21 protein-coding genes and 1 pseudogene are annotated in these 24,354 nt (G+C 71.6%); 12 read left to right on the forward strand and 10 right to left on the reverse strand.

All coding sequences use genetic code 11. The features are described from left to right. Positions 1 to 28: 28 nt before the first annotated feature. Entirely contained in the window at positions 29 to 1,240 is a 1,212-nt protein-coding gene (locus tag B207_RS0108265; protein ID WP_154675213.1) for an ABC transporter substrate-binding protein, read from the reverse strand. A 569-nt stretch (positions 1,241 to 1,809) separates the two neighbouring features. On the opposite strand from B207_RS0108265, the gene B207_RS0108270 reads away from it, so the two are divergent. The 4 genes from B207_RS0108270 (at position 1,810) to B207_RS0108285 (ending at position 5,963) form a co-directional block, all read left to right on the forward strand. Beyond that, a complete protein-coding gene (locus tag B207_RS0108270) occupies positions 1,810 to 2,622 on the forward strand; it encodes an SDR family NAD(P)-dependent oxidoreductase (RefSeq protein ID WP_018636055.1) in 813 nt (270 codons plus the stop codon). A 144-nt stretch (positions 2,623 to 2,766) separates the two neighbouring features. Beyond that, positions 2,767 to 3,891: an acyl-CoA dehydrogenase family protein gene (locus tag B207_RS0108275; protein WP_018636056.1), complete on the forward strand. Its 1,125-nt coding sequence runs from the start codon at positions 2,767 to 2,769 to the stop codon at positions 3,889 to 3,891. Positions 3,892 to 3,917: 26 nt separating this feature from the next. After that, on the forward strand, positions 3,918 to 5,177 hold the full coding sequence (locus tag B207_RS0108280) for an acyl-CoA dehydrogenase family protein (protein WP_018636057.1): 1,260 nt from the start codon (positions 3,918 to 3,920) through the stop codon (positions 5,175 to 5,177). Positions 5,178 to 5,318: 141 nt separating this feature from the next. Then, positions 5,319 to 5,963, forward strand: a complete 645-nt coding sequence (locus B207_RS0108285; protein WP_026310827.1) for a TetR/AcrR family transcriptional regulator — start codon at positions 5,319 to 5,321, stop codon at positions 5,961 to 5,963. On the opposite strand, the gene B207_RS39590 is transcribed toward B207_RS0108285, so the two are convergent. Then, positions 5,868 to 6,578, reverse strand: coding sequence for an AMP-binding protein (locus B207_RS39590; protein WP_230204914.1), 711 nt, complete (start codon positions 6,576 to 6,578; stop codon positions 5,868 to 5,870). The two genes, B207_RS0108285 and B207_RS39590, sit on opposite strands and share 96 nt — an antisense overlap. A 259-nt stretch (positions 6,579 to 6,837) precedes the next feature. Between B207_RS39590 and B207_RS0108295 the strand changes: the two genes are divergently transcribed. The 3 genes from B207_RS0108295 to B207_RS0108305 all read left to right on the forward strand — a co-directional run bounded on the left by B207_RS0108295 (position 6,838) and on the right by B207_RS0108305 (position 10,598). Further along, complete coding sequence (locus B207_RS0108295; RefSeq protein ID WP_230204915.1) at positions 6,838 to 8,136, forward strand: amidohydrolase family protein; 1,299 nt, start codon at positions 6,838 to 6,840, stop codon at positions 8,134 to 8,136. 225 nt (positions 8,137 to 8,361) lie between these two features. Then, positions 8,362 to 9,333 carry an LLM class flavin-dependent oxidoreductase gene (locus tag B207_RS0108300; RefSeq protein ID WP_018636061.1) on the forward strand — a complete coding sequence of 324 codons (972 nt, stop codon included), beginning with the start codon at positions 8,362 to 8,364 and terminating at the stop codon, positions 9,331 to 9,333. Positions 9,334 to 9,419: 86 nt separating this feature from the next. Beyond that, positions 9,420 to 10,598 (forward strand): CaiB/BaiF CoA transferase family protein, encoded by a 1,179-nt coding sequence (locus B207_RS0108305; RefSeq protein ID WP_018636062.1) that lies wholly within the window; start codon positions 9,420 to 9,422, stop codon positions 10,596 to 10,598. Positions 10,599 to 10,687: 89 nt separating this feature from the next. Here the strand turns inward: B207_RS0108305 and B207_RS0108310 are convergent, their stop codons facing one another. Further along, complete coding sequence (locus tag B207_RS0108310) at positions 10,688 to 13,117, reverse strand: CoA transferase (RefSeq protein ID WP_018636063.1); 2,430 nt, start codon at positions 13,115 to 13,117, stop codon at positions 10,688 to 10,690. 1 nt (position 13,118) lies between these two features. Further along, positions 13,119 to 14,666 (reverse strand): AMP-binding protein, encoded by a 1,548-nt coding sequence (locus tag B207_RS0108315; protein ID WP_018636065.1) that lies wholly within the window; start codon positions 14,664 to 14,666, stop codon positions 13,119 to 13,121. Between the two features lie 287 nt (positions 14,667 to 14,953). On the opposite strand from B207_RS0108315, the gene B207_RS0108320 reads away from it, so the two are divergent. From B207_RS0108320 to B207_RS33080, 3 genes are all read left to right on the forward strand, one after another. Continuing rightward, positions 14,954 to 15,346 (forward strand): Zn-ribbon domain-containing OB-fold protein, encoded by a 393-nt coding sequence (locus B207_RS0108320; RefSeq protein WP_026310828.1) that lies wholly within the window; start codon positions 14,954 to 14,956, stop codon positions 15,344 to 15,346. A gap of 94 nt (positions 15,347 to 15,440) precedes the next feature. Then, a complete protein-coding gene (locus B207_RS0108325) occupies positions 15,441 to 16,640 on the forward strand; it encodes a thiolase family protein (protein WP_018636069.1) in 1,200 nt (399 codons plus the stop codon). Then, positions 16,640 to 18,217, forward strand: a complete 1,578-nt coding sequence (locus tag B207_RS33080; protein WP_018636070.1) for an MFS transporter — start codon at positions 16,640 to 16,642, stop codon at positions 18,215 to 18,217. Before B207_RS0108325 ends, B207_RS33080 begins: the two co-directional genes overlap by 1 nt. Positions 18,218 to 18,275: 58 nt before the next feature. Here the strand turns inward: B207_RS33080 and B207_RS0108335 are convergent, their stop codons facing one another. From B207_RS0108335 to B207_RS0108350, 4 genes are all read right to left on the reverse strand, one after another. Continuing rightward, positions 18,276 to 18,869 (reverse strand): hypothetical protein, encoded by a 594-nt coding sequence (locus tag B207_RS0108335; protein ID WP_018636071.1) that lies wholly within the window; start codon positions 18,867 to 18,869, stop codon positions 18,276 to 18,278. 179 nt (positions 18,870 to 19,048) lie between these two features. Continuing rightward, the gene (locus B207_RS0108340; protein WP_154675216.1) at positions 19,049 to 19,813 is read right to left on the reverse strand and encodes a DUF4352 domain-containing protein; all 765 of its coding nucleotides are present in this window, start codon (positions 19,811 to 19,813) and stop codon (positions 19,049 to 19,051) included. A gap of 245 nt (positions 19,814 to 20,058) precedes the next feature. Then, a complete protein-coding gene (locus tag B207_RS0108345) occupies positions 20,059 to 20,910 on the reverse strand; it encodes a DUF72 domain-containing protein (protein ID WP_026310829.1) in 852 nt (283 codons plus the stop codon). An 87-nt stretch (positions 20,911 to 20,997) separates the two neighbouring features. Continuing rightward, positions 20,998 to 22,524, reverse strand: a complete 1,527-nt coding sequence (locus tag B207_RS0108350) for an MFS transporter (RefSeq protein WP_018636074.1) — start codon at positions 22,522 to 22,524, stop codon at positions 20,998 to 21,000. A 234-nt stretch (positions 22,525 to 22,758) separates the two neighbouring features. Here B207_RS0108350 and B207_RS39595 point away from each other — a divergent pair, with 234 nt between their 5' ends. Then, on the forward strand, positions 22,759 to 22,914 hold the full coding sequence (locus tag B207_RS39595; protein ID WP_018636075.1) for a hypothetical protein: 156 nt from the start codon (positions 22,759 to 22,761) through the stop codon (positions 22,912 to 22,914). Further along, positions 22,854 to 22,985: pseudogene (locus B207_RS42765) on the forward strand (PPOX class F420-dependent oxidoreductase); the annotation flags it as partial. The gene B207_RS39595 and the pseudogene B207_RS42765, both read left to right, overlap by 61 nt. A gap of 64 nt (positions 22,986 to 23,049) precedes the next feature. On the opposite strand, the gene B207_RS0108360 reads toward B207_RS42765, so the two are convergent. After that, positions 23,050 to 23,814: a TetR/AcrR family transcriptional regulator gene (locus B207_RS0108360; RefSeq protein ID WP_230204916.1), complete on the reverse strand. Its 765-nt coding sequence runs from the start codon at positions 23,812 to 23,814 to the stop codon at positions 23,050 to 23,052. Positions 23,815 to 23,897: 83 nt separating this feature from the next. Next, positions 23,898 to 24,350: a nitroreductase family deazaflavin-dependent oxidoreductase gene (locus B207_RS0108365; RefSeq protein WP_018636077.1), complete on the reverse strand. Its 453-nt coding sequence runs from the start codon at positions 24,348 to 24,350 to the stop codon at positions 23,898 to 23,900. Positions 24,351 to 24,354 lie beyond the last annotated feature (4 nt).

A 24,354-nucleotide genomic window follows, 5' to 3' on the forward strand; every position in this document is an offset into this window, starting at 1 on the left:
TCGTGTGTGGTGGTCATGGCCTGGTGGGTCATGGCCTGGTGAAGATGGGGATGTAGCCGTCGCTGGTCTGTTCGACCTTGCCGTCCTTGACGATGCCCTCGATGATCTGGCTGTTGAAGAGGCGGGGCATGCGGGGGAGGTCGGTGAAGGGCCTGGTGGTGTTGAAGCCCTCGGGGAGCAGGCCGAAGACGTTGAAGTCGGTGAGGTTGCCGAAGGCCGCGAGGACGCTTTCGCGGGTGATGTCGCCGTCGATGGTGCGGGCGACCTGCGCGAAGGCCCAGGTGCCGAGCCAGCCCTGCAGGCCGACCTGGTCGAGCTTCTTGCCGGGCTGGTACCTGGCCATCTCGTCGCGGTAGCGGACGATGCCTTCCTGGTCGCTGGCGACGAGCGGGAGGCCGGAGGCGACGAGCACGCCGTCGGCTTTGTCGCCGAGGGCCTCGAGGGTCTCGGGGCGCAGAACGGAACTGCTCGCGGCGAGTTTCTGGTCGTAGTCGCCGGCCTGGGTGGTGGTGAGCCAGGCGGCGAAGTGGGTGGGCATCATCGCGAGGGCGACGGCGTCGCCGTCCGCGCCGCGGGTGACGGCGGGGGTGAGGTCGGTGGCGGTGACGTCGATCGGGATGCCGCCCTTGATGGTCAGCCCGCGGCCCTTCTGCAGGGCGGCCGTGTTGAACTGCACGGCGGCGGCCGCCTGCGCGACGTTCGTGTAGGCGACCTGGATGTCGGTGGCGCCCGCGTCGGCGAGGACGGTGGCGATGGCGGCGCCCTCGGAGCCGGACAGCGGGAACGAGTTCGGGGAGTTCAGGACGGACTGGCTCTGCGGCGGTGGGCCGATGTTCGGGACGCCGGCCTCGTTCAGGATGGTGTTCGTCTGTTCCTGGAAGGCCTGGAAGTCGCCGACCTCGGCGATGACGTCGCGGTCGGCGACGAGATCACGGGCGCACGCGATGGCCTTGGCCGGGGTGTCGGTCTCGCCGGCGTCGCAGACCTCGACCTCGAGCGGGCGGCCGTTGATGCCGCCGGAGGCGTTGACGGCCGCGGCGGCGGCCTGGGCGCCCTCGTAGGACTCGGTGTGCGGGGTGACGCTGTTCAGGGAGGTGAACACCTGCACGGTGATCGGTGCGCCGGTAAGCCCGGCCGCGTTGGTCGTGCCGCCGTCGTCGCCGTCGTCGCCGCAGGCGACGAGGGCGGCGGATAAGAGTCCGGCCGCGGCCATGGCCGCGAGGGCCTTGCGGATTATCACGTGATTTCCCTTCCCGGATGTGGTCACTGCGCACAGGCCGGTAGGCCGGCCCGGTGAAGTGGTCGGGTCGCGCGGTGGATGTGTCTCGCGGGTGGCCCGGCCCGGGGCAGGGCGGCACGGGGTGTTTCCGCGTGGCTGTGTTTCCCGTATGGGGCTGTTTCCCATGCGGGCGCGTGTGTGTTCCGGACTGGCCCGGTCCGGCGACCGGCCGCGAAGGGTGGTTTGTCCCATTCCGCCCGCCCGCGGCCAGAGTTTAAACTGAGTCAAATTTAGCGGGGTCCTCTTTTTAACAGGTGGAGGCAGGTCACACAACCCTGGAGCGGGGGTGGCCGTGGCGCGCGAGCCGGCGGGACGGGGCTGCGGCCGGACGGCGCGTGGCGGGACGGTGATGGACGGTGGCCACAGAGGCGCGGGCCGTTCAGGAGATGGAGATCCAGTCGTTCCGGACTCTTGCATAGTTAGACTCGGTCTAACTATGGTGTGCGAGCGAGGTCGTGTCGGACCATGGCGTCTCGGACCATGGCATCCAGGCCGGTTTCCACGCTCACCGCGGAAGGGAGCCACCACACGTGACTTTCACCATCGATCTGGGCGGCAAATCGGCCGTGGTCACCGGGGGCGGCCAGGGCGTGGGGCGGGCGATCTGCCTGAGCCTGGCCGCGGCCGGGGCCCGGGTCATCGTCAACGACTACGTGCCCGACCGGGCCACCCTCGTCGCCAAGGAGATCGAGGAGCTGGGTGGGTCCGCACTGGCCAGCCCCTTCGACGTCTCCGACTACGCGGCGGTGACCAGGGCGATCGGCACGGAGAAGGTCGACATCCTGGTCAACAACGCGGGCAACGCCGGCCCCCCGGCGCTGGAGGCCGCGCCGGCGGGCGGGCGCGGGCCCTCGGTCAGCCTCGGGGAGTTCACGAACACCGAGCCGGCCGACTGGGACCGGTACTTCGCCGTGAACCTCTACGGCGTCATGAACTGCACCCGCGCAGCGCTCCCCCACATGATCGCCACCGGCGACGGGCGCGTCATCACGATCGTGTCGGACGCCGGCCGCGTGGGTGAGCCGCACATGGCACCGTATGCCGCCGCGAAGGCGGGAGCGGCGGGCTTCACCCGGGCGATCGCCCGCGAGGTGGGCCGGGACGGGATCACCGTCAACAACGTCGCGCTGGGCACGGTCGACACCATCGGCCTCGAGGACATGGCACGCGAGTCGCCGGAAATCGCCGAACGCGTGCGGCGGCAGCTGAAGCGTTACATCGTTCCCCGACTCGGGCAACCCGACGACGTGGCCGGCCTCATCACCTTCCTCGCCAGCCCGGCGGCGTCGTGGATCACCGGCCAGACCTATCCGGTGAACGGCGGCTATTCGGTCAACATGTGACGGCGCGGCACATCGGAATGCCCGGTCTGCCAGAAAACCCGCACATTCCGGCGGCAGCGACAGTGGCACCATCACGCGGGCCGCGAAGCCGAGGAATGCGCAGCAGCGCACGGCTGCGCCGACACAGCCCCGAAGGGAACAGGAATGGATCCCGATCTCAGTCCGGACCAACGCCTCCTCAAGGAGACGACGGAACGGTTCATCGAGTCGCGCCTGCCGCTGCCGGCGTTACGTGAGCTGATCGACGCCGGCGGCGAGGTCGATGCCTCGTACCGGCGCGAGGCCGCCGAGCTGGGCTGGTTCGCGTTCCTCGCTCCCGAGTCGCTGGGCGGGGGCTCGGTGTCCGGTGACGGGCTCCTCGACGCGGCCGTCCTCGCCGAGCTGCGCGGCCGGTACCTGCAGCCGGGCGCCTTCATCGACACGAACGTCGCCGTGGCGGCCCTGTCCCGGGACGGTTCGGAGGAGCAGGTCACGAAGATCCTGCCGAGTCTGATCGAGGGCGAGGCATCGGTCGCCTGGGCCGTCGCGGACCCGGCCGGGGACTGGTCGGGCACGGCCGGCGTCGAGTGTCGGGCGGTGGACGGGGGGTACCGCCTGACCGGCGGCAAGGGTCTCGTCGTCGAGGCGCAGACCGCACAGTGGCTGCTGGTGACGGTCACCGCGCCGGAGGGCCCCACCCAGTTCCTGCTGCCGGTGGCGACGCCCGGAGTGCGCGTCGAGGTCCTGTCCGGGTTCGACCTCAGCCGGCGGCTGTGCGAGATCCATTTCGACGACGTCGAGGTGGACGGATCCGCCGTCCTGGGAACGCCCGGCGCGGCCGCGGGCACGGTCGAGGCCCAGCTGCGGATCGCCGGGGTGCTCAGCGCCGCGGAGACCGCCGGGGCCATGCAGTACCTGTTCGACCTGGCCCTTCAGTACTGCAAGGACCGCATCGCCTTCGGACGTCCCATCGGCTCGTTCCAGGCGGTCAAGCACCAGCTGGCGGACAGCAGCCTCGCGGTGGAGATGAGCCACGCCGTGGTCACCTCCGCGGCGCGGGCCGTCCAGGGGGACGTCCACGGCGCGGCGCATGCCACGAGCCTGGCGAAGGCGTTCGTCGGCGACGCCGCGGTGGAGGTCGCGCACAGCTGCTGGCAGCACTTCGGCGGGATCGCGTACACCTGGGAGCACGACTTCCACTTCTACCTGCGCCGCCTCACAACCGACGCCTCGCTGTACGGCTCGCCGACCTGGCACCGCGAGCGGGTCTGCCAGCTGGCCGGGGTCTGACCGCGATGGGGAACGAAGGAGGGGTCATGGCCGCCGAGCCGGACCTGGAGGAGTACCGCCTGGCGGCGCGCAGCTGGCTCGCCGCGAACCTCGAGCGCCGCGAGGCGGGCCAGACCGGCGGGCGTGGCGGCAGCGACGCGCACACGGAGGAGGACTTCCGTGCCGAGCGGGCGCTGCAGAAGAAGATCTACGAGGCTGGCTACGCCGGGATCAACTGGCCCAGCGAGTACGGCGGTCAGGGCCTGACCGACGCGCACGCACGCGTCTTCGCCCTGGAGGCGATCCCCTACCGGCTGCCCGATCTGGGCCACGCCGGGGGCACGACCTACGGCCCGGTCGGGCAGACCCTCATCCGGCACGGCTCGCCGGAGTTCCTCGCCCGGCACATCCCGCGGATCCTCGCCGCCGACGAGCTGTTCGTCCAGCTGTTCTCCGAGCCGAACGCGGGCTCGGACATGGCGGGCATCACCACCCGGGCGGTGCGCACCGACGGCGGCTGGCTGATCACCGGCTCGAAGATCTGGACCAGCGGCGCCACCGAGGGCGACTTCGGCATGTGCCTGGCCCGGAGCAACTGGGACGCGCCGAAGCACCGCGGCCTGACCTGGTTCGCGGTGCCGCTGCGGGCGCCCGGCGTGACGATCCAGCCGATCCGGGAGATCACCGGGGGCGCGGAGTTCTGCCAGGAGTTCCTCGACGACGTCTTCGTCCCCGACAACGACGTGATCGGCGAGGTCGACCAGGGCTGGACCGTCGCGCAGACCATGCTGCTCGTCGAGCGCGGCGCCGGCCGGGACGACCCGGTGAACCTGCCCGAGGTCGGCCCGGCCGACATCGACCCGTTCCTGGTCGAGCTCGCACGGTCCGCCGGCCGCGCGCAGGACCCGGTCGCGCGCCAGGCACTGGCGCGGATCCACACCGCCGACTGGGCCCGCGGGCAGCTCGGCCGGCGGATCACCGGCCTGTTGCGGTCCAGCGACAAGCCGGCGAGTGGAATCGCCTCCTACTGGAAGCTCTCCGCCGGTGTGTACAACCCGGAACGGGCGCGCCTTGCGCTGGAAATCGGGCGCGGGATCCCACTTGTCTGGCGGGAGGATGACGGCCGCCGGGCCACGCTGGACTATCTGAACAGCCGGGTCTGGTCGATCGCCGGCGGCACCAACGAGATGCAGCGCAACGCGATCAGCGAACGTGTGCTGGGCCTGCCCCGGGAGCCGAGCTTCGACCGGGGCAAGCCGTTCAACGAGGTACAGCGCAGCGCCCGGCAGTGGCTGGACAATAGCTGAGACGGAAGGCGCGATGTTCACCCGCGTTCAGCGGGTGACGGACGGAGGGGTGATGCGATCGGATGTGGCGGAAGTCTCGGGGACATCGGATGTATCACGCCCACTGTCGATGACCCCTGCGCCATCGGTATACTCCGGAAGGTGAGCATTTCGCCTGAGCCGCGGCGGCGCGCGGGTCTCCTGCAGGAGCGTTCCCGGGAGACCCGGCGCCGCCTGGTCCGTTCCGCGTTGCATTTGTGGACCGAACGCGGTTTCGAGACCGGTATCGAGGACACACGCGTCGAGGAAATCTGCCAGGCCGCCGGGGTGACAAAGGGTACGTTCTACTTCCACTTTGCCCACAAAGAAGACATCCTGCTCGAGATGGGTGTCGAGACGGCCACCCTCCTCAACGACACCGCGGATCGGTGTGTCCGCTCCGACCGCAGTCTCGACGACTCCCTGCGCATGATGCTGAACGCGTTGGCGCGCAATATCAAGGGCACGCCACCGGCCGCGGTCAGCCGTGCGCTCGCCGAGTTCCGGCGCCCGCACCGGGCCCCCGTCTCCTATCAGGGGCCGGCCTTCGCGGAGGCCTTCGAGAAGGTGTTCGCGAAGGCCCAGAAAAAGGGCGAGGTGACCGAGGAGATCGAGCCCGGGGAGATGTCACAGATCCTGGAGGCGCTGGTGGTCGACTCCATCATGGAGTGGTCACACGGCCGGCTCGGGCGGCTCAACCAGGCTCTGTACCGCCGGGCGGCCATCGTCACGGCGGGGCTGCACCCCGATGTCACTCTCCCGAGCTGACCCGGCTGCCCGCCCGCCCTCCGCCGGGGGCTCCGGCTCCCGGGCCTCGGCCAGGGAGCGCCGGTTGAGTTTTCCCGACTCGGAACGACCGAGATCGTCGACGATCTCGAAGGTCCGCGGGACCTTGTAGGCCGCGATGTGTTCCTTGCAGTAGTCGCGGACGTTGGCTCCGCCACTCACGATCATGCCGGTGCGCCGGTCCGCGATGTAGAGGTAGCCCTCGGCGTCCAGTAAGCCGACAGTGACCTCACCAGCGGCGACGGGTGGCCGGCCGACGATGACCACGGCCGGCCGGGCGGCCGCGAGGATCCGCTCGCGTTCCCGCTCCGGCAGGTCCGGGCGGAGCGGGAGCACCGTCGCGCCGGCCCGCCAGGCCGCGTGCGCGCACACCACATGTGCCGCGCGGCTGGGAAGTTCGACACACACCACATCGCCCGGACGAACACCCAGCCCGAGAAGGCCGGCAGCGGTGCGCCGACTCGCTTCGGCAAGGTCCTCCCAGCGCAGTGTCTCGCCGCCGCGGGCGGTGGTGGAAAGCGCGACGGCAGCCGGGTGAATCGCGGCCAGCGCGTCCACGCGCTGTGGCCAGGTGACCGCCGTCACGTTATCGGGCAAGGCCGCGGCCTGAAGCGCCCACATGCCCGTGCCGGGCGGCCGTCAGCCAACCGGATAAGAAATCTTCGCAACCCACGATCTCGCTCCTCGGCCACGCCGGAATACCACGGGGGACGGATGGCTGCGAGGGCGGATTGTACGCGGTTTTCGGACCGGAGCGTAGGGGGCCGCGAACCGCGGATGGGGTAGCGCCCGAACCTGTACCAGAGTTAGACTCGGTTCAAATCTGAAGGCCATGATGAACTCTCTGGAGGGCGAGTTGACTGAGACCCCTCAGCTTGGGACGCGCGGAATCTATGTCGCCGATCTTGAGCAGAGCCTGTCCTACGGCATTTTCGATGCGGATCATCATCTGTACCCGCCGGCGGACGCGGTGACGCGATACCTCTCGGCTGAGATGACCGAGCGGGCCTGGCTGCCCGGAGAGCCGCGGATGCTCACCGAGGAAGAACACGAGGAAGACGACGAGGCCGACCACGAGCGGCGCACGCTCGGTGTCCACTCGCAGCCCGAGGGCGGCCACGGTGGCGTCGACATCTCGGAGCTCCCCGCGATGCAGGGAAGTATCCCGATTCCCGGCGCGATGCTCAACAAGCTGAACCCGATGAAGGACCTCGACCAGCTGAGCCGCGCCCAGCTCGTCGAGCGGTACAACGCGATGCGCCCGGCCTTCGAGAAGAAGGACCCGCGGCTGGCACTGATGGACATGCAGAACGTCGAGGTCGCGGTGCTCCACGCCGTCGGCACCGGCTGGGAGAGCGCCTTCCGCCGCGGCGACGTCGAGGCCGGCTACGCGGTGAACCGGGCGTTCAACGACTGGCTGTACGAGGACTGGGGCTTCGCCCACGAGAACCGGATCCTCGTCCCGGTTCCCGTCCAGCTGTACGACGTCGACTACGCGGTGGCCGAGCTGAAGCGGGGCCTCGAGCGCGGCGCCAGGCTCGTCGACCTGCTACCCGGGCCGGCCTACAACGGGCGCTCGCCGTTCGACCCCTACTTCGACCCGTTCTGGCAGCTCGTGAACGACGCGAACATCCGGGTCGCCGTTCACCTCGGCGGCACCTACGCCCGGCACGGCGCCGAGTGGAGCGAGGACCCGAACGCCCGCTACCAGCACTTCAACGGCTTCCAGTGGGTGTCCTACTGGGGCGACCGCCCGATCATGGACACCGTGACGGCGATGTTCTACCACAACCTCTTCGGCCGCTTCCCCAAGATCAAGGTCCTGATCGCCGAGTTCGGCACCGTCTGGCTGCCGTACCTGCTGCGCAAGCTCGACCACGCGATGCTCCTGGGCCGCAAGCCGAAGTGGGGCACGCTCCCCGGCCGCCCGTCGTCGATCTTCAAGGAGCGGTGCGTCATCGCCCCGTTCCCGGAGGAGAACGTCTCCAAGGCGATCGAAACCGTCGGCTCCGACGTCCTCGTCTTCGGGTCCGACTTCCCGCACTCCGAGGGCATCCCCGACCCGATGCAGTACGTCTCGCTGATCAAGCACCTGGACGACGCGACCATCCGCAAGATCATGCGCGACAACCTCGTGAACTTCCTCGCCGACTGACACCGAACCCCATCCGGGCACGCACGATCCGCCCGGGACATGCTCGGTGGGTACCGGGCGGATGGGGCCTACCGGTACCCACCGGATCTGACCAGAACACCGGCCGGCGCACCGGCCGCCCGCGTCCCACCAGCCGCACGCGTCCCACCAGCCGCACGCGGTGTCGCCGGGCAGCAACTCCGCCGGGCACCGCGCCGGCCGGTGCCGCAGGAAGGTGGACTGGCCATGCGCTTCGCGCTGCGCTTCGATTTCCGCAACCCGGCATTCGCGGGGACCACGACAGCTGACCGCTACACCGCGGCGCTGGACATCGCCGAGTGGGCCGACCGGCTCGGCGGCTCCACCATCACGCTGTCGGAGCACCACGGCTGCGACGACGGCTACCTGCCGAGCCCGATCCCGATGCTCGCCGCGATGGCGGCGCGCACGAGCACCATCCGCTTCAGCATCGCGGCGATCGTCGCGCCGTTCCACGACCCGCTGCGGCTCGCCGAGGACCTGATCGTCCTCGACAACCTGAGCCGGGGGCGGGTCGACGTCATCATCGCCGGCGGCTACGTCCGCGAGGAGTTCGAGCTTTTCGGCGTGCCGATGCGGGAGCGACCGAGCCGGGTCACCGAGATGGTCACGACACTCAAGGCGGCGTTCACCGGCCTGCCCTTCGAGTACCGCGGCCGGCTCGTCCACCTCACACCCGGGCCGCACCAGCCCGGCGGGCCGTGGATCTGCCTCGGTGGGAGCAGCGAGCCGGCCGCCCGCCGGGCCGCGCGGATCGCCGACGGCTTCCTGCCCACGGACCCGTCGGTCTGGGAGTTCTACCGCGACGAGGTGCTGCGGCTCGGCCGCCCCGACCCCGGCCCGAGCCCGATCGGGGCCACCAGGACGGTGGCGCTGGCCGAGGACGCGGAGAAGGGCTGGCAGCAGATGGGCCCCTACTTCCTGTACCAGACGAACGCGTACGGCGCCTGGCAGGCGCGGGACGGCCTGGCGAATCCCTACCGCACCGTGCCCGACATCGACGCGCTGCGTGAGACCGGCCAGTACCGTGTGCTGACTCCGGACCAGCTGGTGGCGGACCTGACGGCGTCGCGGACCCCGTTCGTCAACTTCCACCCGCTCTGCGGCGGGATGCCGATCGACCTGGCCTGGTCGAGCCTGCGGCTCTTCGAGCACGAGGTGCTGCCCAGAATCCGCTGAGAACCCGGTCCGCCGGGGACCGGGTCCGCCGGGCCAGCCGCACCGGACGGCGCCGCCGCGCCCATCGACCGTCGAAGGAGAGATCGATGCCCGAGCCGACCCCGACCCCGGACCCGGCCCCGGCCCCGGCCCCGGCCCCGGCCCCGAAGCTGCCACTGAGCGGCGTCACGGTGCTGGACCTCACCCGGCTGCCGCCGGGCGGTTTCTGCACCGTCCTGCTCGCCGATCTGGGCGCCGACGTGATCCGGATCGAGTCGCCGAAGGGCCGGTTGTTCGACGGGCCCATCGGGCTGAACCGCGGCAAGCGCTCGTTCGCGCTCGACCTGCGGCACCCGCGCGGCCTGGACGTCCTGCGGACCCTGGCCGGGCATGCGGACGTCCTGGTCGAGAACGAGCGGCCCGGGGCGATGGACGAGCGTGGGTTCGGCTACGGCCACGCCGCCGCCCGGACGCCGCGGCTCATCTGGTGCTCGATCACCGGTTTCGGGCAGGACGGGCCGTACGCCCAGTGGTCCGGGCACGACCTGTCGTTCGCCGCGCACTCCGGCCTGCTGACCGCGCTGAACCCGGAGCAGCCATGGCATCCGCAGCTGATCCTGCCGATCCCGGTCGGCGCGCTGATGGCATGCGTCGGCATCCTCGCCGCACTGCGCGAGCGGGACCGGACGGGCACGGGCACCCAGCTCGACATCAGCCTCTCCGAGTCGGCGACGTGGCTGCTGTCGTCCGCCGACGGGATCATCGACCGCGGGCCCCGGGGGGTCCCGCTCGGTCCCGACCGGCGCGTCTACGAATGCGCGGACGGGACCTGGGTCGCTGTGACCGCCGCCGAGCCGCGCACCTGGGCGGCGCTGTGCGGGGCGCTCGGGCTGGACGACCTGGCCGGGTCGCTGCACCGCTGGGACGACGCCGAGGCTGCCACCGAACGGGTCGCGGCGGCGCTGCGGGCCCGGCGGGCCGAGGACTGGGTGGCCGAGCTCGGCCCGCTCGGCGCCAGCGTGGTCCGGGTGAACCGCGGGCAGGACCTGCCCGACGACCCGCATGTGGCGGCCCGCGGACTGCTGCAGACGGTCGGTGACCTGACTGTCCCGCGCTCCCCGATCCGGCTGCGCGACGGTGCGGCGGCCGAGGAGCGCCCGCCCGCCGCCACCTACCCGCCACCGCCGGTCGGTGAGCACACCCGCGCCGTGCTCACCGAGGCCGGGCTCAGCGCCGACCTCATCGACGAGCTGCACGACTGCGGCGCGGTGGGCCGCCGCGCCTGATCCGTCCAACCTCTGCCAACCTCTGCCGACCTCTGCCGGCTGGCCGGGTGCGCGGGGTGAGGCCGAACCCGGCACCCGGCCAGCGGAGCTCAGGTCAGCCGGTTCAGCTGGGGAAGCCCGTCGGGCAGGCAGAGGACCTTGTCCTCCGCGAGCTGTTTCATCTCGGGCTCGGTGAGGCCGAGCCCGGTCAGGATCTCGATGGCCTGTGAGCCCACCGCCCCGGGGTTGGCGCCCACGACCGGCGGGGTCTCCGACAGCCACCGCCCGATGCCGGGGCGGGCGATGTCCGCCCCGTGCGGGCCGCGCTCGAAGTAGACGACGCCGCGGCCGTGCAGGTACTCGACCGCGTCGTCGATCGCGACGACGACATGCGCGCCGAGGCCCGCCCCGGTCAGCACCTCGACCCAGTGCGCGGCCGGCCGGGTGGCGAACCGCGCGGCCAGCTGGTCGGCGAGGGCACCACCCGGGTCGCGCCAGCCGTCGGGGTCCTCCGAACGCTCAAGGCCGACCAGGCCGGCGAGGGCGGGCAGGTCCGGCGGCGTGGCGGCGACGAAGAACCAGGTGTCGCTGCCGGCGTAGAAGCGGTAGAGGGCGTTGGCGCCGTACTCGTTGCGCAGGGTGTCCGGGCCGGCGCCGGCACCGGTCGGGTCCTGCGCCTCGGCGATCAGGTGCACCGCCTGGTGGAACGTGGAGCCCTGCACCAGGGACGCACCGACCGCCTGGCCGCCCGCCCCGCGCAGCCGGGCGTAGAGCGCGACGGCCACCGCGTAGGCCCCGAGGATGCCGGTGTCGGCGTCGTTGATCGGGGTCGGCTGGTAGAGCGTCCAGCCGAAGCGCGCGCCGTAGCGCCAGCTCATGCCGGTCGCCGCGTTGCACTGGTTCTCGTAGCCGCGCCGGTGCGCCCACGGCCCGCGCCGCCCGTAGGCGGTGATGGAGCAGTGCACCAGGCCCGGGTTGATCCCGCTGGTCCGCTCGTAGTCGATGCCGTACCGGGCCTGCGACTTCCACGTGAAGTTGGTGACCAGCGCGTCGGTGTCGCGGATGAGGTCACCCAGCAGGCCACCGCCGGCGGAGCTGCGGGCGTCCATCAGGATGGTGCGCTTGCCCCGGTGCAGCTGACCGACGATGCCGTCGGTGACGGCGGGCACCGGGTTGCCGACCTTGACGACGTCGGCGCCGAAGTCGGCCAGCACCCGCGCGGCGGTCGGGCCGGCGACCGCCTGGCTGACGTCGAGGGCCGTGTACCCCTCCAGGGGCAGGTCCACCGACCGCCGGCCACCCGGACGCGCGGCCCCGGATCCGGCGGCCCCGGATCCGTCTGACCCGTGCGATCCGCGCGATCCGGTGGCCGGACCGAGGCCGCGCAGCTCGGTGCGCAGCTCCGTCAGCATCTCGGCGAGCAGGTCCTCGCGGTCGGAGTCGGGCAGGTGCCGCGGCCGCGGGGGCGGCGGCTCCAGGCCCAGGTCGAAGCTTCGCCCGGGCATCACCAGCGGGCCGGCGACCGGGTCGTCCAGCGTCAGGACGGCCCCGGACTCGCGTGCGTGGTCGGTCGCGACCCACTGCGCCGGGGTCCGAACCATCGACACCGGCATCTCCGCGGCGGCCGCCACCTCGTCCCACCAGGCCGCGGGACGGCTGCGCACCAGCTCGGCGAACATCTCCATCGCCCGGTCGCGGTGCTCCATCGAGAAGCCGCGGCCGGCGATGTCGACCAGGCCCTGGCGCTCCCACTCCTCGGCGACCCCGGCGGCGGCCAGCAGGGGGATGACGAACTTGGAGTAGGGCGACAGATCGATGAGACCACCGTCAGAACACCGGTAGGTGAGGTCGCTCAGCAGGTGGCTGTCACCCATCAACGGGTTCTCGTACACCCGCATGCCCAGCATCGTGCTGTAGGCCTCGGTGAACACCTCCGCCAGCGGGATCTGGATCTGCTGCCCGCGGCCGGTGCGCTCCCGCGCGATCAGGGCCATGACCACCGACACCGCGCCCATCAGCGCGCCGAAGTTGGAGGCGGTCGTGATCGGCGTGAACAGCGGCGCCGTCGGGTCGGCCACGGTCGCCTTCTTACGACCGGACGGATCCCAGTGCTCGCTCAGCGGCCGGTAGCCGGCGACCGCGGTCTGGATCACGCCCTCCCACGCGGCCAGCGGGGCCTTCGGGTCGTCGCCGGCGAAGCCGGGCAGCGACAGGTAGACGAGGCGCTCGTTGGCTGCGCGGACGGCACCCGGCCCGAGACCGAGCCGGTCCATCACCCCGGGCCGGAAGTTCTCGACCAGGACGTCGGCCCGGGCGACGAGGTCGTGCGCGGTCGCCCGGTCCGCGGCGTGCCGCAGGTCCAGGGTGATGCGCCGCTTGCTCCGGTTGACGTACGGGTCGATGGGGCCCGGGGCCCGCGCGGCGTCCGGGGCGTCGACGTGCACGACGTCCGCCCCGGCCTCGGCGAGCAGCAGCGCGGCCACCGGGCCGGCGATCTGGTGCCCGAAGTCGACGACCCGGACACCCGCGAGCCCGGCCATGCTAGTTGACCTCGCGGGTACGGCCGGCCCAGTACGGGGCGCGAAGCTTGAACTTCTGCAGCTTGCCGGTGGCGGTGCGTTCCAGGGCGGGCCTCAGCTCCACGCTGGTCGGGCACTTGTAGTGCGCCATCCGGGACCGGCAGAACTCGATCAGCTCCGCGGGGGTCGCCCCGGACCCGGGGCGCAGCACGACGAGGGCCTTGACCGTCTCGCCCCACCTGGGGTCGGGGACGCCGATGACCGCGGCCTCGGTGACGTCCGGGTGCTGGTAGAGGCACTCCTCGACCTCGATGGAGGAGACGTTCTCCCCGCCGGTGATGATGACGTCCTTCTTGCGGTCGGTGATGCTGAGCGACGAGCCGTCGAACGTGCCACCGTCGCCGGTGTGGAACCAGCCGTCCCGGATCGCCGCGGCCGTCTCCACCGGCTGTTCCCAGTAGCCGTCGAAGACGTGGTTCGACCTGGCGAGGACCTCGCCGGACTCATCGGTGCGCAGCCGCACGCCCAGCGCCGGGGCACCGGCCTGCGACAGCAGCCGGGCACGCTCGGCGGCGGGCAGCTTCTCCCACCCGCGCCGGGCCCGGTTGACCGTGAGCAGCGGCGACGCCTCGGTCAGGCCGTAGATCTGGATGAACTCCCAGCCGAGCAGCTCCTCCACCCGCGCGATCACCGCACTGGGTGGGGGCGCACCGGCGACCACCATCCGCACCCGGTCGCGGCCGGGGATCTCGCGGCCGGCCTCGGCCCGGGCGGCGGCGGCATCGAGGATGGAGGCGACCACCGCGGGGGCCCCGCACATGAGGGTGACGCCGTCGCGCTCGACCCGGGTGAGGATGTCCTCCCCGTCGATCCTGCGGATGACGACGTGCGTACCGCCCATGCCGGTCACCGCGTAGGGCATGCCCCAGCCGTTGACGTGGAACATCGGCAGCGTGTGCAGGTGCACGTCATGCTCGGTGACGGTGGTGTGCCAGCCGAACGAGGCGGCGTTCAGCCAGCAGTTGCGGTGGGTGAGGCGAACCCCCTTGGGCCGCGCGGTGGTGCCGGAGGTGTAGTTGATCGTGGCGACGGCGTCCTCGTCCGGTTCCCACTCGTCCGCGGCGCCGCCGGGGTCCGTGGGAGCGAAGAGCTCCGCGTCGGACACGCCGTCGAGCACCAGCCGCTGGGGGATCTTCACGTCGGCGAGTGCCTCGGCGTAGTCCGGGTCCACCAGCAGCAGTTCGGCGCCCGAGTGCTGGAGCACATAGGACACCTCCTCGGCCCCGAGGCGGAAGTTCACCGGAACGAGCACGCGCCCGCTGCCGGACACCCCGAAGAAGGAGGTGAGGAAGCGGCCCGAGTTGGGGGACACGATCGCCACCCGGCCGCCGACCGGCACGCCCAGACGCGACAGCCCCTCCCCCACTCCACGCGCACGCGCCGCGAGCTCCGCGTACGACAGCCGGCCCAGCGAACCCGTCTGGCCCGGCTCGTCGATCACCGCGAGCGCCTCCGGATACACCGACTCGGCGCGCTCCAGAAAGTCCCTGACCGTAAGAGCGACCTTCATGCCCGTCCTCCCCTCCGCACGACCGGGTTGACAGTACAGGTACTTCAACCTAGTGTAAATACAGACAGACAAATCCAAGATGACCAATCCAAGATGACCATTCGCCGCCACGACACGCGCCGGAGCAGTTGCACAGACCAGCAGAGCAGTTGCGGGTCAGTCTTCAATAGCGCGGGAAGCGATTCNTCTTATCCGGTTCCCGGCATGCCGTCAATACGCCGGCACCGGTTCCGGGCGGGATTCGCGCGCAGCCGTCGTGACGCGCACCCGAGCGCGGGGAGTTGTTCGTGGCAGAGCGGATTCCGCTGGTGGATTATCTGGTTCTCGGCGACGAGCCGCATATCGTCGCCCAGGAGTGCGTGCGGTGTTCCGCACGCTTCTTCGACCGGCGTAACGCGTGCGCGTCCTGTAGCGGTATGGAGTTCCGGGCGGTCGACCTCCCCCGGGAGGGAACGGTGTACACGTTCTCGATCGTGTCACTGGCCCCGCCAGGCGTCCCGGTGCCGTTCGTGGCGGCGGTCGTCGACTGCGGCGGGACGAAGGTGCGCGGAGTGCTGGTGAACATCGAGCCGCGCCCGGAGAACGTCACTCTCGGGATGAAGGTGCGGCTGGCCACCGTTCCCCTTGGGGCGGACACCACGGGCGTCGAGGCGGTCGGGTACGGGTTCGAGCCGGTCTAGCGCCGGTCACGGCACCAGTGCCGGTCACGGCGCCGGTCCAGTGCCGGTCACGGCACACCCCAGCAGGCTCGCGGAGACGATCGGAAGGTCAGCCATGGCGGAGGACGTCTGGATCCTCGGGATCTCGATGACGAAGTTCGGCAAGCACCGGGACAAGGACACCATCGACCTCGCGTCACAGGCGGCGCTCGCCGCGCTCGCCGACGCGGGCGTCACCATGCGCGACGTCGGCGTGCTCGCCGCCGGCAGCCTGACGGGCGGCAGCTCCAGCTTCGGCCAGCTGCTGCAGAAGCAGATCGGGCAGACCGGCATCCCGGTCTACAACGTCGCGAACGCCTGCGCCACCGGCGCGACCGCGCTGCGCGTCGCGATCATGGCCATCCGGGCCGGTGAGACCGACATCGGGCTGGCCGTGGGCGTCGAGAAGCTCGCCGGCGCGGGCCTGCTCGGCTCGCCGCCGAAGGAGGAGGACGGCACCTGGTCACGCCGGGGCCGCTTCGGCGCGCTCGCCCCGCTCGAGGGCCGGATCGGCACCGACTCCATGCCGGGCGTCTTCGCCCAGATCGGCCTGGAGTACGGCCACCGGTACGGCGGCGCGGACTTCAAGCTGTTCGCCCGGATCGCGGAGAAGAACCACGCGCACTCGACCCTCAACCCGCTCGCCGCCTACAGCCGCCGCTTCACGCTCGACGAGATCATGAACGACGTCATGATCGCCTATCCGAACACCCGTCCGATGTGCTCGGCGAACTGCGACGGGGCGGCGGCGGCGGTCGTCGTCAGTGACAGCCGGCTGCGACGGATGGATCCCGAGCAGCGCCGGCGCGCCGTGAAGATCAGCGCGTCGGTGCTCACCAGCGACCCGTGGCAGGACGCCTGCCAGGTGCTGCCGGACGTCAACACGCTCACCCGCCAGGCCGCCGCCAGGGCCTACGAGCAGGCCGGGATCGGCCCGAGCGAGCTCGACCTCGTCGAGCTGCACGACTGCTTCGCCACCGCGGAGCTGGTGCACTACGACAACCTGGGCCTGTGTGAGCCCGGCGGCGCGGTCGACCTCTTCGAGTCGGGCGCAACCTGGCGGGACGGGACGATCCCGGTCAACGTCAGCGGCGGTCTGGAGTCCAAGGGCCACCCGATCGCGGCGACCGGCATCGCCAACATCTGGGAGATCTGCCACCACCTGCGCGGCGAGGCCGGCGAGCGGCAGATCCCCGGCGCCCGTGTCGGGCTCGCGCACGTCATCGGGCTCGGCAGCGCCTGCGGGGTGCACATCCTGGAAAAAGCCGCCGCCTGATGCCGCCGGAGCGGGAGCCAGCCTCCTCGGCGGTCTCGGCGGTCTCGGCGGTCGCCGCGGAGCCCGCCGCCGGGGACGGCCCGTCGGTCGGCGGCCCGTCGGTCGGCGGCCCGTCGGTCGGCGGCCCGCTGGCCGTGCTGGTGATGGCCGCGACGGCCTTCTCCATCGCGCAGACCACGGTCGTCCCCGGGGTCGGGACGCTGACCGAGGCGCTGCACACCACCCCGGCGAACGTCTCGTGGGTGTTCAGCGCCTACCTCATCGCCGCCGCGATCCTCACCCCGATCATGGGGCGGCTCGGCGACATGTTCGGCCGGCGGCGGCTCCTCGTCGTCGCGTTGCTGCTGTTCGCCGTCGGCAGCGTGGCGGCGGCGCTCGCCGGCAGCATCTGGCTGGTGGTGGCGGCGCGGGTGCTCCAGGCCTCCGGCGGCGGGATCTTCCCGCTGTGCTTCGGCATCATCCGCGAGACCTTCCCGGAGCGCCGCCAGCCGGGCGCCATCGGCCTGATCGCGGCGATCGCCGGTATCGGTGCCGGTGCCGGTCTGCTCGTCGGCGGCCTGCTGCTCGACCACGCGTCCTGGCGCTGGATCTTCTGGATCGGAGCGATCATGTCCGGCGCCGCGGCGGTCGGCGCGCTGCTGCTGCGGGAGTCCGGCACCCGCAGCCCCGGCCGGATCGACCTGCCCGGCGCCCTGCTGCTCGCCGTCGGGCTGACGACGCCGCTCGTCGCGCTCACGCAGACGTCCAGCTGGGGCTGGGGCAGCCCGCGCACCCTCGGGCTGATGGCCGCCGGCCTGGCGGTCCTGGTGTGCTTCGGGCTGTTCGAGCGCCGGGTCGCCGAGCCCTTGGTCGACATGCGGGTGCTGGGCCGCCCGGTCATCCTGGCCACCAACTTCGCCACCCTGCTGGCCGGCTCCTGCATGTTCGGCGCGTTCGTGCTCGTCCCGCAGATCGCGCAGGCGCCGGAGTCGGTCGGCTACGGGTTCGGCCTCGACGCCACCGGCGCCGGCCTGCTGCTGCTGCCCGCCTCGGTCGCCATGCTGCTCATCGGCGCGAACGCCGGCCGGGTCAGCCTGCGGCTCGGCGCCCGCAGGCCCCTCATGGGCGGGTTCCTGTTCGCCGCCGCCGGCCTGGCCCTGCTGGCCGTCAACCACGGCAGTGAGGGCGTGGTGATCGCGGCGACGTGCGTCGTCTTCATCGGGATCGGCCTGAGCATGTCGGTGGTTCCGAACATCATCGTCGTGTCCGCCCCGGCCGACGCGACCGGGCAGGCCACCGGGGTGAACGCGCTGGTGCGCTCGGTCGGCGCGGCGCTCGGCTCGCAGGTCGTAGCCACCCTGCTCGCGGCCAGCGGGACCGCGGATCACCCGCTGCCCACCGACGGCGCCTTCACCCGGGCCTTCTGGCTCGCCACCGGCGCCGCCACCTGCGCGGCCCTCGCCGCCGTGCTGATCCCCCGGCACCGCCCCGCCCCGAACGTGGACGCGGACATCGCGGGCGTGCCCCCCGCCGACTCGGGCGCGGACCCGGCGGCGGCCGCGACCATGGGGCAGCCGAAAGCCGACCGGCCGGCCTGAGCATCTCCCGAGCTCCGGGGCGGCATCGGGTTCGCCCCGGAGCCGCCCCGGAGCCGGGTCAGCGCTGGCCGGGCAGGAGAGTGATGAACAGGGCCTCGGCGTCGGCGGTCACGGTCTCCCCGTCGTAGATCGCACCGGTGATGTGCCGCTTGCGCCCCTCCTCCCCGCCGAACAGGATCTCCACCCGCAGCCTGACGTCGATCGGGGTGATGTTGCGGAAGTTCACGTTCAGGTAGGCCGTGCGTGCCATCGGGCGACCACCGGCATTCGAAAGGCGCCCCATCATCTCGTCGAACATCAGCGGGATGGCCCCGCCGTGGGCCGCACCGAAACCGCCGAGATAATAGCGGCCGAAGGTCACGTGCCCGACCAGGCGCAGTTCGTCGGCCTCGTCGACGTGCACCACCGGGAGCAGCGCCTGCGCCCGGCCCGGGATACCGGGAATCCGGCCCGAGGCCTGCACGGCCTCCGGCACGGAATACGACTTCATGAGGCCGGTCAGTTCTTCCATCCCCTGCCGGGCCCGGGCCGCCACCTCCACCGGGAGCCGAACACCACTGATCGTGTCCTGCAAGACCCGCAGGGCATCGGACAGCCGACCGAACTCGGATTCCTCGGCGGACAGCTGCCGATCACTGTTCCAGATATCCACCCGCCGATTATCCCATTTCAGGACGCTTGGTGGAGCAGGTCGGCGCCAGGTTACTCAGTACCCGGCCAATACGTCCGACAAAGATCGCGAGAAGCATTGTCCGGCGCCGCCCGGCTCCGGAACCGCCCGGCGGGCCCTGGCCGACGTGCTCTCGGCCAGGGCCCTCGGTTCGCGGGCGGTCAGATGCGCCAGGAGACGCTGCCCGGGCCCGGGTCGTCGAACCGGACGAGGTCGTACCCGTCGGTGACGTCGAAGACGAGTGTCGTGGTCGTCGGGGAACCTGGCTCGCTGACATCCACACCGAACATCGAATCCGAGAAGAGCGGAGTGGTGATCCTTCCGTCGGGGCCCTGGATGGAGAAGGTGAGGAAGTCGGGCCACCCGTAGTTCGGGCTCTGCACCGTCACGTCCACCACGACGTAGGTGCCGTTGCGGGGCCGCGTCGGATATCCCCCTTCGGGGGCCGTCGCCTGCCGGCGGACGTTGTCGACGGTGAGGCTGAAGGAGACGGGCTGCTCGCAGTCGAGCATGTCGTAACGAAGGACCACCGTCTCGCCCGCGGCGACGACGGGGTCCGTTTCGTCCGGTGACCGCGGACCCAGATCCGCCACACCACCCAGGGGTTCGGGGCAGCCGGCGATCCCGCCCGACACCGGGCCCATACCCGACATCGTCGGGCCGTAGAAACCCTCCTCCTCGGGGCTGGTGTCGTTCAGTTCCCAGGCGAGGTCTCGTGCCAGGTCACCGCGGTCGTCACGGACGGCTGTGAGTGCGCTCAGCGCGACGGCCGCGGCCGAGAACACCGTGATGACGACGAGCAGCCAGCCGTGCCACGCCGGCGTGCCCGCGGGCGCCGCGGGTGGCTGCGGCGGATACCAGCCGTAGGGCGGCCACGGACTCCCGGGAACGCCTGGCGGCACGGGCCCGTGGTCGACCGATGCCACCTCCGGCCCCTGGGCCGGGGCCTCCGGAGACGGCGGCGACACCGGCGTGGATTGGGAAGCGGCCACTCCGGATTGTTCCTCTGGTGCTTTTTCGCGGTCCTCCGCCATGCCCCACCCCTTCGTTCGGGATCCCGGGGCTCCGGAATCCCGCCACACGGAACGACGCACATTAGCAGGAATGCACTGCCGGTCGCCTTTTCCGCATTTCGGCCGAAGATGGCGGGGACCGCGGAGGTCACGAAGCCTCAGAACAGCGTCAGGGGCTCCGCGGGAATCGGCGTCGGCAGCGCTTCGAGTTCCGGAACCCGGGCTCGGACGTCGTCGTGGAAACGCCGGGCGAGCAGCGGCGCGTCGGCGTTGTCGGGGGTGTGGATGAAGACTGTCGGCGAACGGCCCTCGCGCAGCCATCCGGTGACGACGTCGACCCAGGGCTGCCAGCCCTCGGCGGTCCGCTCCGCGTCGTCCCGGCCGAGGTAGCGGACGATCGGGCGGTCGGTCAGCGCCTCGGTGCGCAGGGGGGTGCGGGGTTTCTTGGCCCAGGCGTCCCGCTCGGCGTCGCTCGTCGGCGGGCTGCGGAAGAACACCGTCGTGTCGAAGGGGATCCATTCGGCGTCCAGCGGCGCGAGTGCCGACGCGAGCAGGCTCGCCGCGCGCGGGTTCTCGAAGAACGCCGGATGGCGGACCTCCACGGCGTACCGGTGGCCGGTGCCGAGCCGGCTCAGGAACCGGCCGAGCAGCCCGACGTCGGCCGGCCCGAAGGCCGCGGGCAGCTGCGCCCACACCGCGTGCACCCGGGGGCCGAGCGGCTCGATCGCGGCCAGGAAGGAGCGGGCGAGGTCGTCGACGTCGGTCAGGCAGCGGTCGTGGGTGATGGTTTTCGGCAGTTTGGCGACGAGGCGGAACCCGGGGTCGGTCTGCCGCGCCCAGGAAAGCGCCGTCTCGCGGTTCGGGGTGGCATAGAACGTGGTGTTCCCCTCGACCGCGTTGCACCAGCTGGCGTAGCTGCGCAGCCGCTCGTGTGCCGGCAGCGGATGCGCCAGGAAACGCCCCTGCCAGGAGCGGTGGCTCCACATCGCGCAGCCCACGTGAAGGCGCATGCCACGGAGCATATGCACCGCCGGCACCGGAACCGCCGCCGTGACGGGTGCGGTGCGGTGCCGGATACCGGGTGCCGGGTGACTCCGTCAGACCGCCGTGCCGGAGCTGGCAGGGCTGCCGGAGCTGGCTGACCGGCCCCGCGGGATGGCCACCGACAGGAGTGCGGCGATCACGGCGGCGGCGGCGCACATGGCGAACAGCACCTGGTAACCCTCGAGCGAGGGCAGCTCGGCGGCGCCGACGGACACCGTCTGCGCCGCGAGGATGCTGCCGCCGATGGCGCTGGCCAGCGAGCTGCCGATCGAGCGGAACAGAGCGTTCAGGCCGTTTGCCGCCGCGATCTCGGTCGGCGGGGTGAAGAGGTTGATGAGCGAGGGCATGGCGGCGTAGCCGATACCCGTTCCGATGCCGACCACGGTGTTGCACAGGATGATCTGCCACAGCGAGTCGGAGAAGATGATGCGCGTACCCCAGCCGAGGGCCACCACGACGGCGCCGACGGCGAGCGTGGACGCACCGCCGAACCGCACCACCATCCGTGCGGCGACGGGCGCCAGGAGCAGCATGCCGATACCGCTCGGCAGCATCGCGAGGCCGCCGACGACCAGCGACGAGCCGAAGCCGTACCCGGTCTCCTCCGGCGCCTGCACGAACGACGCCGTGCCGATCATCGAGGCGAACAGGGCGAAGCCGAACAGCAGCGAGGCGATGTTCGTCAGCAGCAACGGGCGGCGCAGGAAGGCCGCCATGTCGACGAGCGGGTCACGGATCCGGCGCTCGACCGCTCCGAGCGTCACCAGCAGGACGACACCGAGGGCCAGCAGGCCGAGCACCCACGGCGAGCCCCAGCCCCAGTTGCCCGCTTCGGCGAGCGGGAGCATCAGCGCGACCAGCCCGGCGCTCAGCAGCGCCGCTCCCACCAGGTCGACCCGCCCCCCGGTGCGGCTGGGAGCCTCGGGAACGATCGCGAGAATCAGGGCGAACGACAACACGCCACCGACAGCAGTGATCCAGAAGAGCACGTGGAAGTCGGCGTGCTCGGCGATCAGGCCGGCCAGCGGCAGGCTCAGCGCCGCGCCGACACCGAGCATCGAGCTGATCAGCGCGATGGCCGACCCGACCCGCTCCTTCGGCAGCAGCGACACGAGCAGGCTGATCCCGAGCGGAATCGCGGCCGCGGACAGGCCCTGGATGGCCCGCCCGACGATCAGCAGCGCGACGTTGCTGGTCAGTGCGGCCATCAGGGATCCGGCGGCCAGGGCGGCCATCGCCACGAGCAGCATGCGGCGCTTGCCGAACATGTCACCGAGCCGCCCCATCACGGGTACGGCGACGGCTGCGACCAGCAGCGTGGACGTCAGCAGCCACTCGACGTTCGTGTGCGTGGTGTTCAGCTCGGCCGGCAGGATCGACAGCACCGGCACGAGCAGCCCCTGCGCCATCGCCACCAGCAGCGCGGCAAAGCCGACCACGACGAGCTCGAGGCTCGCGCGGCCGGGGGACGTGTGGGACCTGATCTCGGCCTCCGCCGCGGCCTGACGGCCGGGCGGGCCCGCGGTCTGGGCGGTCCCCTGCGGGCCGGCGTTCCCCACCGACACGGACACCTCGGTCATACCTGGTCCCTCGGGGTCTTGTGTGCTGACAGCCCCGCCCGGCCCGCGGGCCGACGGCGGAGCCGAGCGCTACCGGAAGAATTTCCTCCATTTACGCTAGCACAACCGGACGACAGGCCTCCGCTTAGTCCTGACCGACCCCCCCTGCAGGTCACGTCACCCGAGCCGGGGCCATCGGGTAGCAGGAAGAAGGCCAGCAGGGCCCGGCGTCCCGTCGGGTCGGAAGGAGGGGCCGTGGCGACGCAGTCCGTGCCCAAGGAGCTCGGTGAGCTGCTCACCGCGCCGAACCCGAGCGTCATCACGACGCTGCGGCCGGGCGGCCAGCCCGTGACCGGATCTCCACGCACTACATCGGCGGGCCCTGTCCCGACCGGGTCCGCGGCCGGGTGAGCGCCTGGATCGAGGTCCTGCGCTGGCACGGCTGGCAGGCGGGCAGGAGCAGCGGCGGCACCACCCACTGACCACGGCGAAAGGCGCGGGCGCGGGACGACCTCCGAGAGGCACCCAACACCCGCGCCCGGTGGCTCAGCCTGTGGCTGTTCCGCCCGCGGCAGCCCCCGCGACGGAGCCGGCGGCGGCGCTCCCGGTACCGGCGTTCCCGGCGGCGGCGTTCCCGGCGGCGGCGTTCCCGGCGGCGGCTTCGGCGCCGGCACCGAGGCCGCGCAGACAGAACGCCCAGACGCGGTCACCGACCTCGGCGGCCGACTCGTTCCTGTGGGATGCGAAGGCGTAGTGGTGGAACACCGCCCGCACCAGCAGGTTGACGAACTCCGCGGCCTCCGCGGTGTCGATGGGCGCGATGAGCCCGGCGTCGCGTGCCGCTTCCAGCTCGCCGGCGACGAGACTGGCGAAGGGGCGGGTGGCGTGCTCGACCTCGTCGGGGTAGAGCTGGTGCAGCCGCCAGTGCTCGGCGGTGATGAACCGCGCCCCGCCGCCCACGCCGAGCTTGACGCCGTTGCCGCCGCCCCCACCAGCGGCGGCACCGTCACCAGATCCGTCACCGGCGGCCTCGCGGTCGCGGTCGATGGCGGACAGGGCCGCCTGGATGTGCAGGCGCAGGCGGGCGAGCGGGTCCGGCTCGTGTGCCGCCCGCTCCCGGTAGTGCGTGGTCTGCTCGCTGATGACGTCCTCGATGACCGCGAGCAGGAGCTGGTCCTTCCCCGGGAAGTGCCGGTAGAAGGTCTGCATGGCGACGCCGGCCTCCTTCACGAGGTCCTGCGTCGTGAAGGAGGAACCCCTGCTGGTGATCAGTCGCCGCGCGGCGTCGACGATCACCTTCATCTGCTGCATGCTGCGGGACCGGGACCGCTGGACCAGCGGCGACCGGTCCACGGCACGGTCGGCCCAGGACACCCCTCCGACGGTACCGGTGTCTAGGCCGCGGGCGCCGCGGGCGTCGGGGACAGCACGACCACGGGTATCGGGCGCTCCGTTCTGGCCTGGTACACGTCGTAGTTCGGCCAGACCTCGGTCATGATCTTCCATAGTCGAGGCTTCTCCTCGTCGGAGGCGGTCCGCGCGACCACCGGCAGGTGCTGCGCGCGGACCTGGATCTCCGCCGCCGGCTGCGCGGTCAGGTTCTCGTACCACAGGGGCGCCGTCGGCGATCCGCCCTTGGAGGCGATGACCAGGTAGTCGTCACCGTCCCGCCCGAAGATCAGCGCGGACGTCCGGGGCTGCCCGGAGCGCCGGCCGGTCGTGGTGAGTAACAGGGTCGGCACGCCGTTCCACTCGTAGCCGACCGCACCGTCGGTCTCCCGGTAGCGCGCGATGTGCTCCGCGCCGCGGAGAGAGATATCCGGCGGGCGGTATCCGGGCTCACTCATGCTG

The sequence above is a fragment of the Parafrankia elaeagni genome (genome assembly GCF_000374165.1).
Classification (GTDB): domain Bacteria; phylum Actinomycetota; class Actinomycetes; order Frankiales; family Frankiaceae; genus Parafrankia; species Parafrankia elaeagni.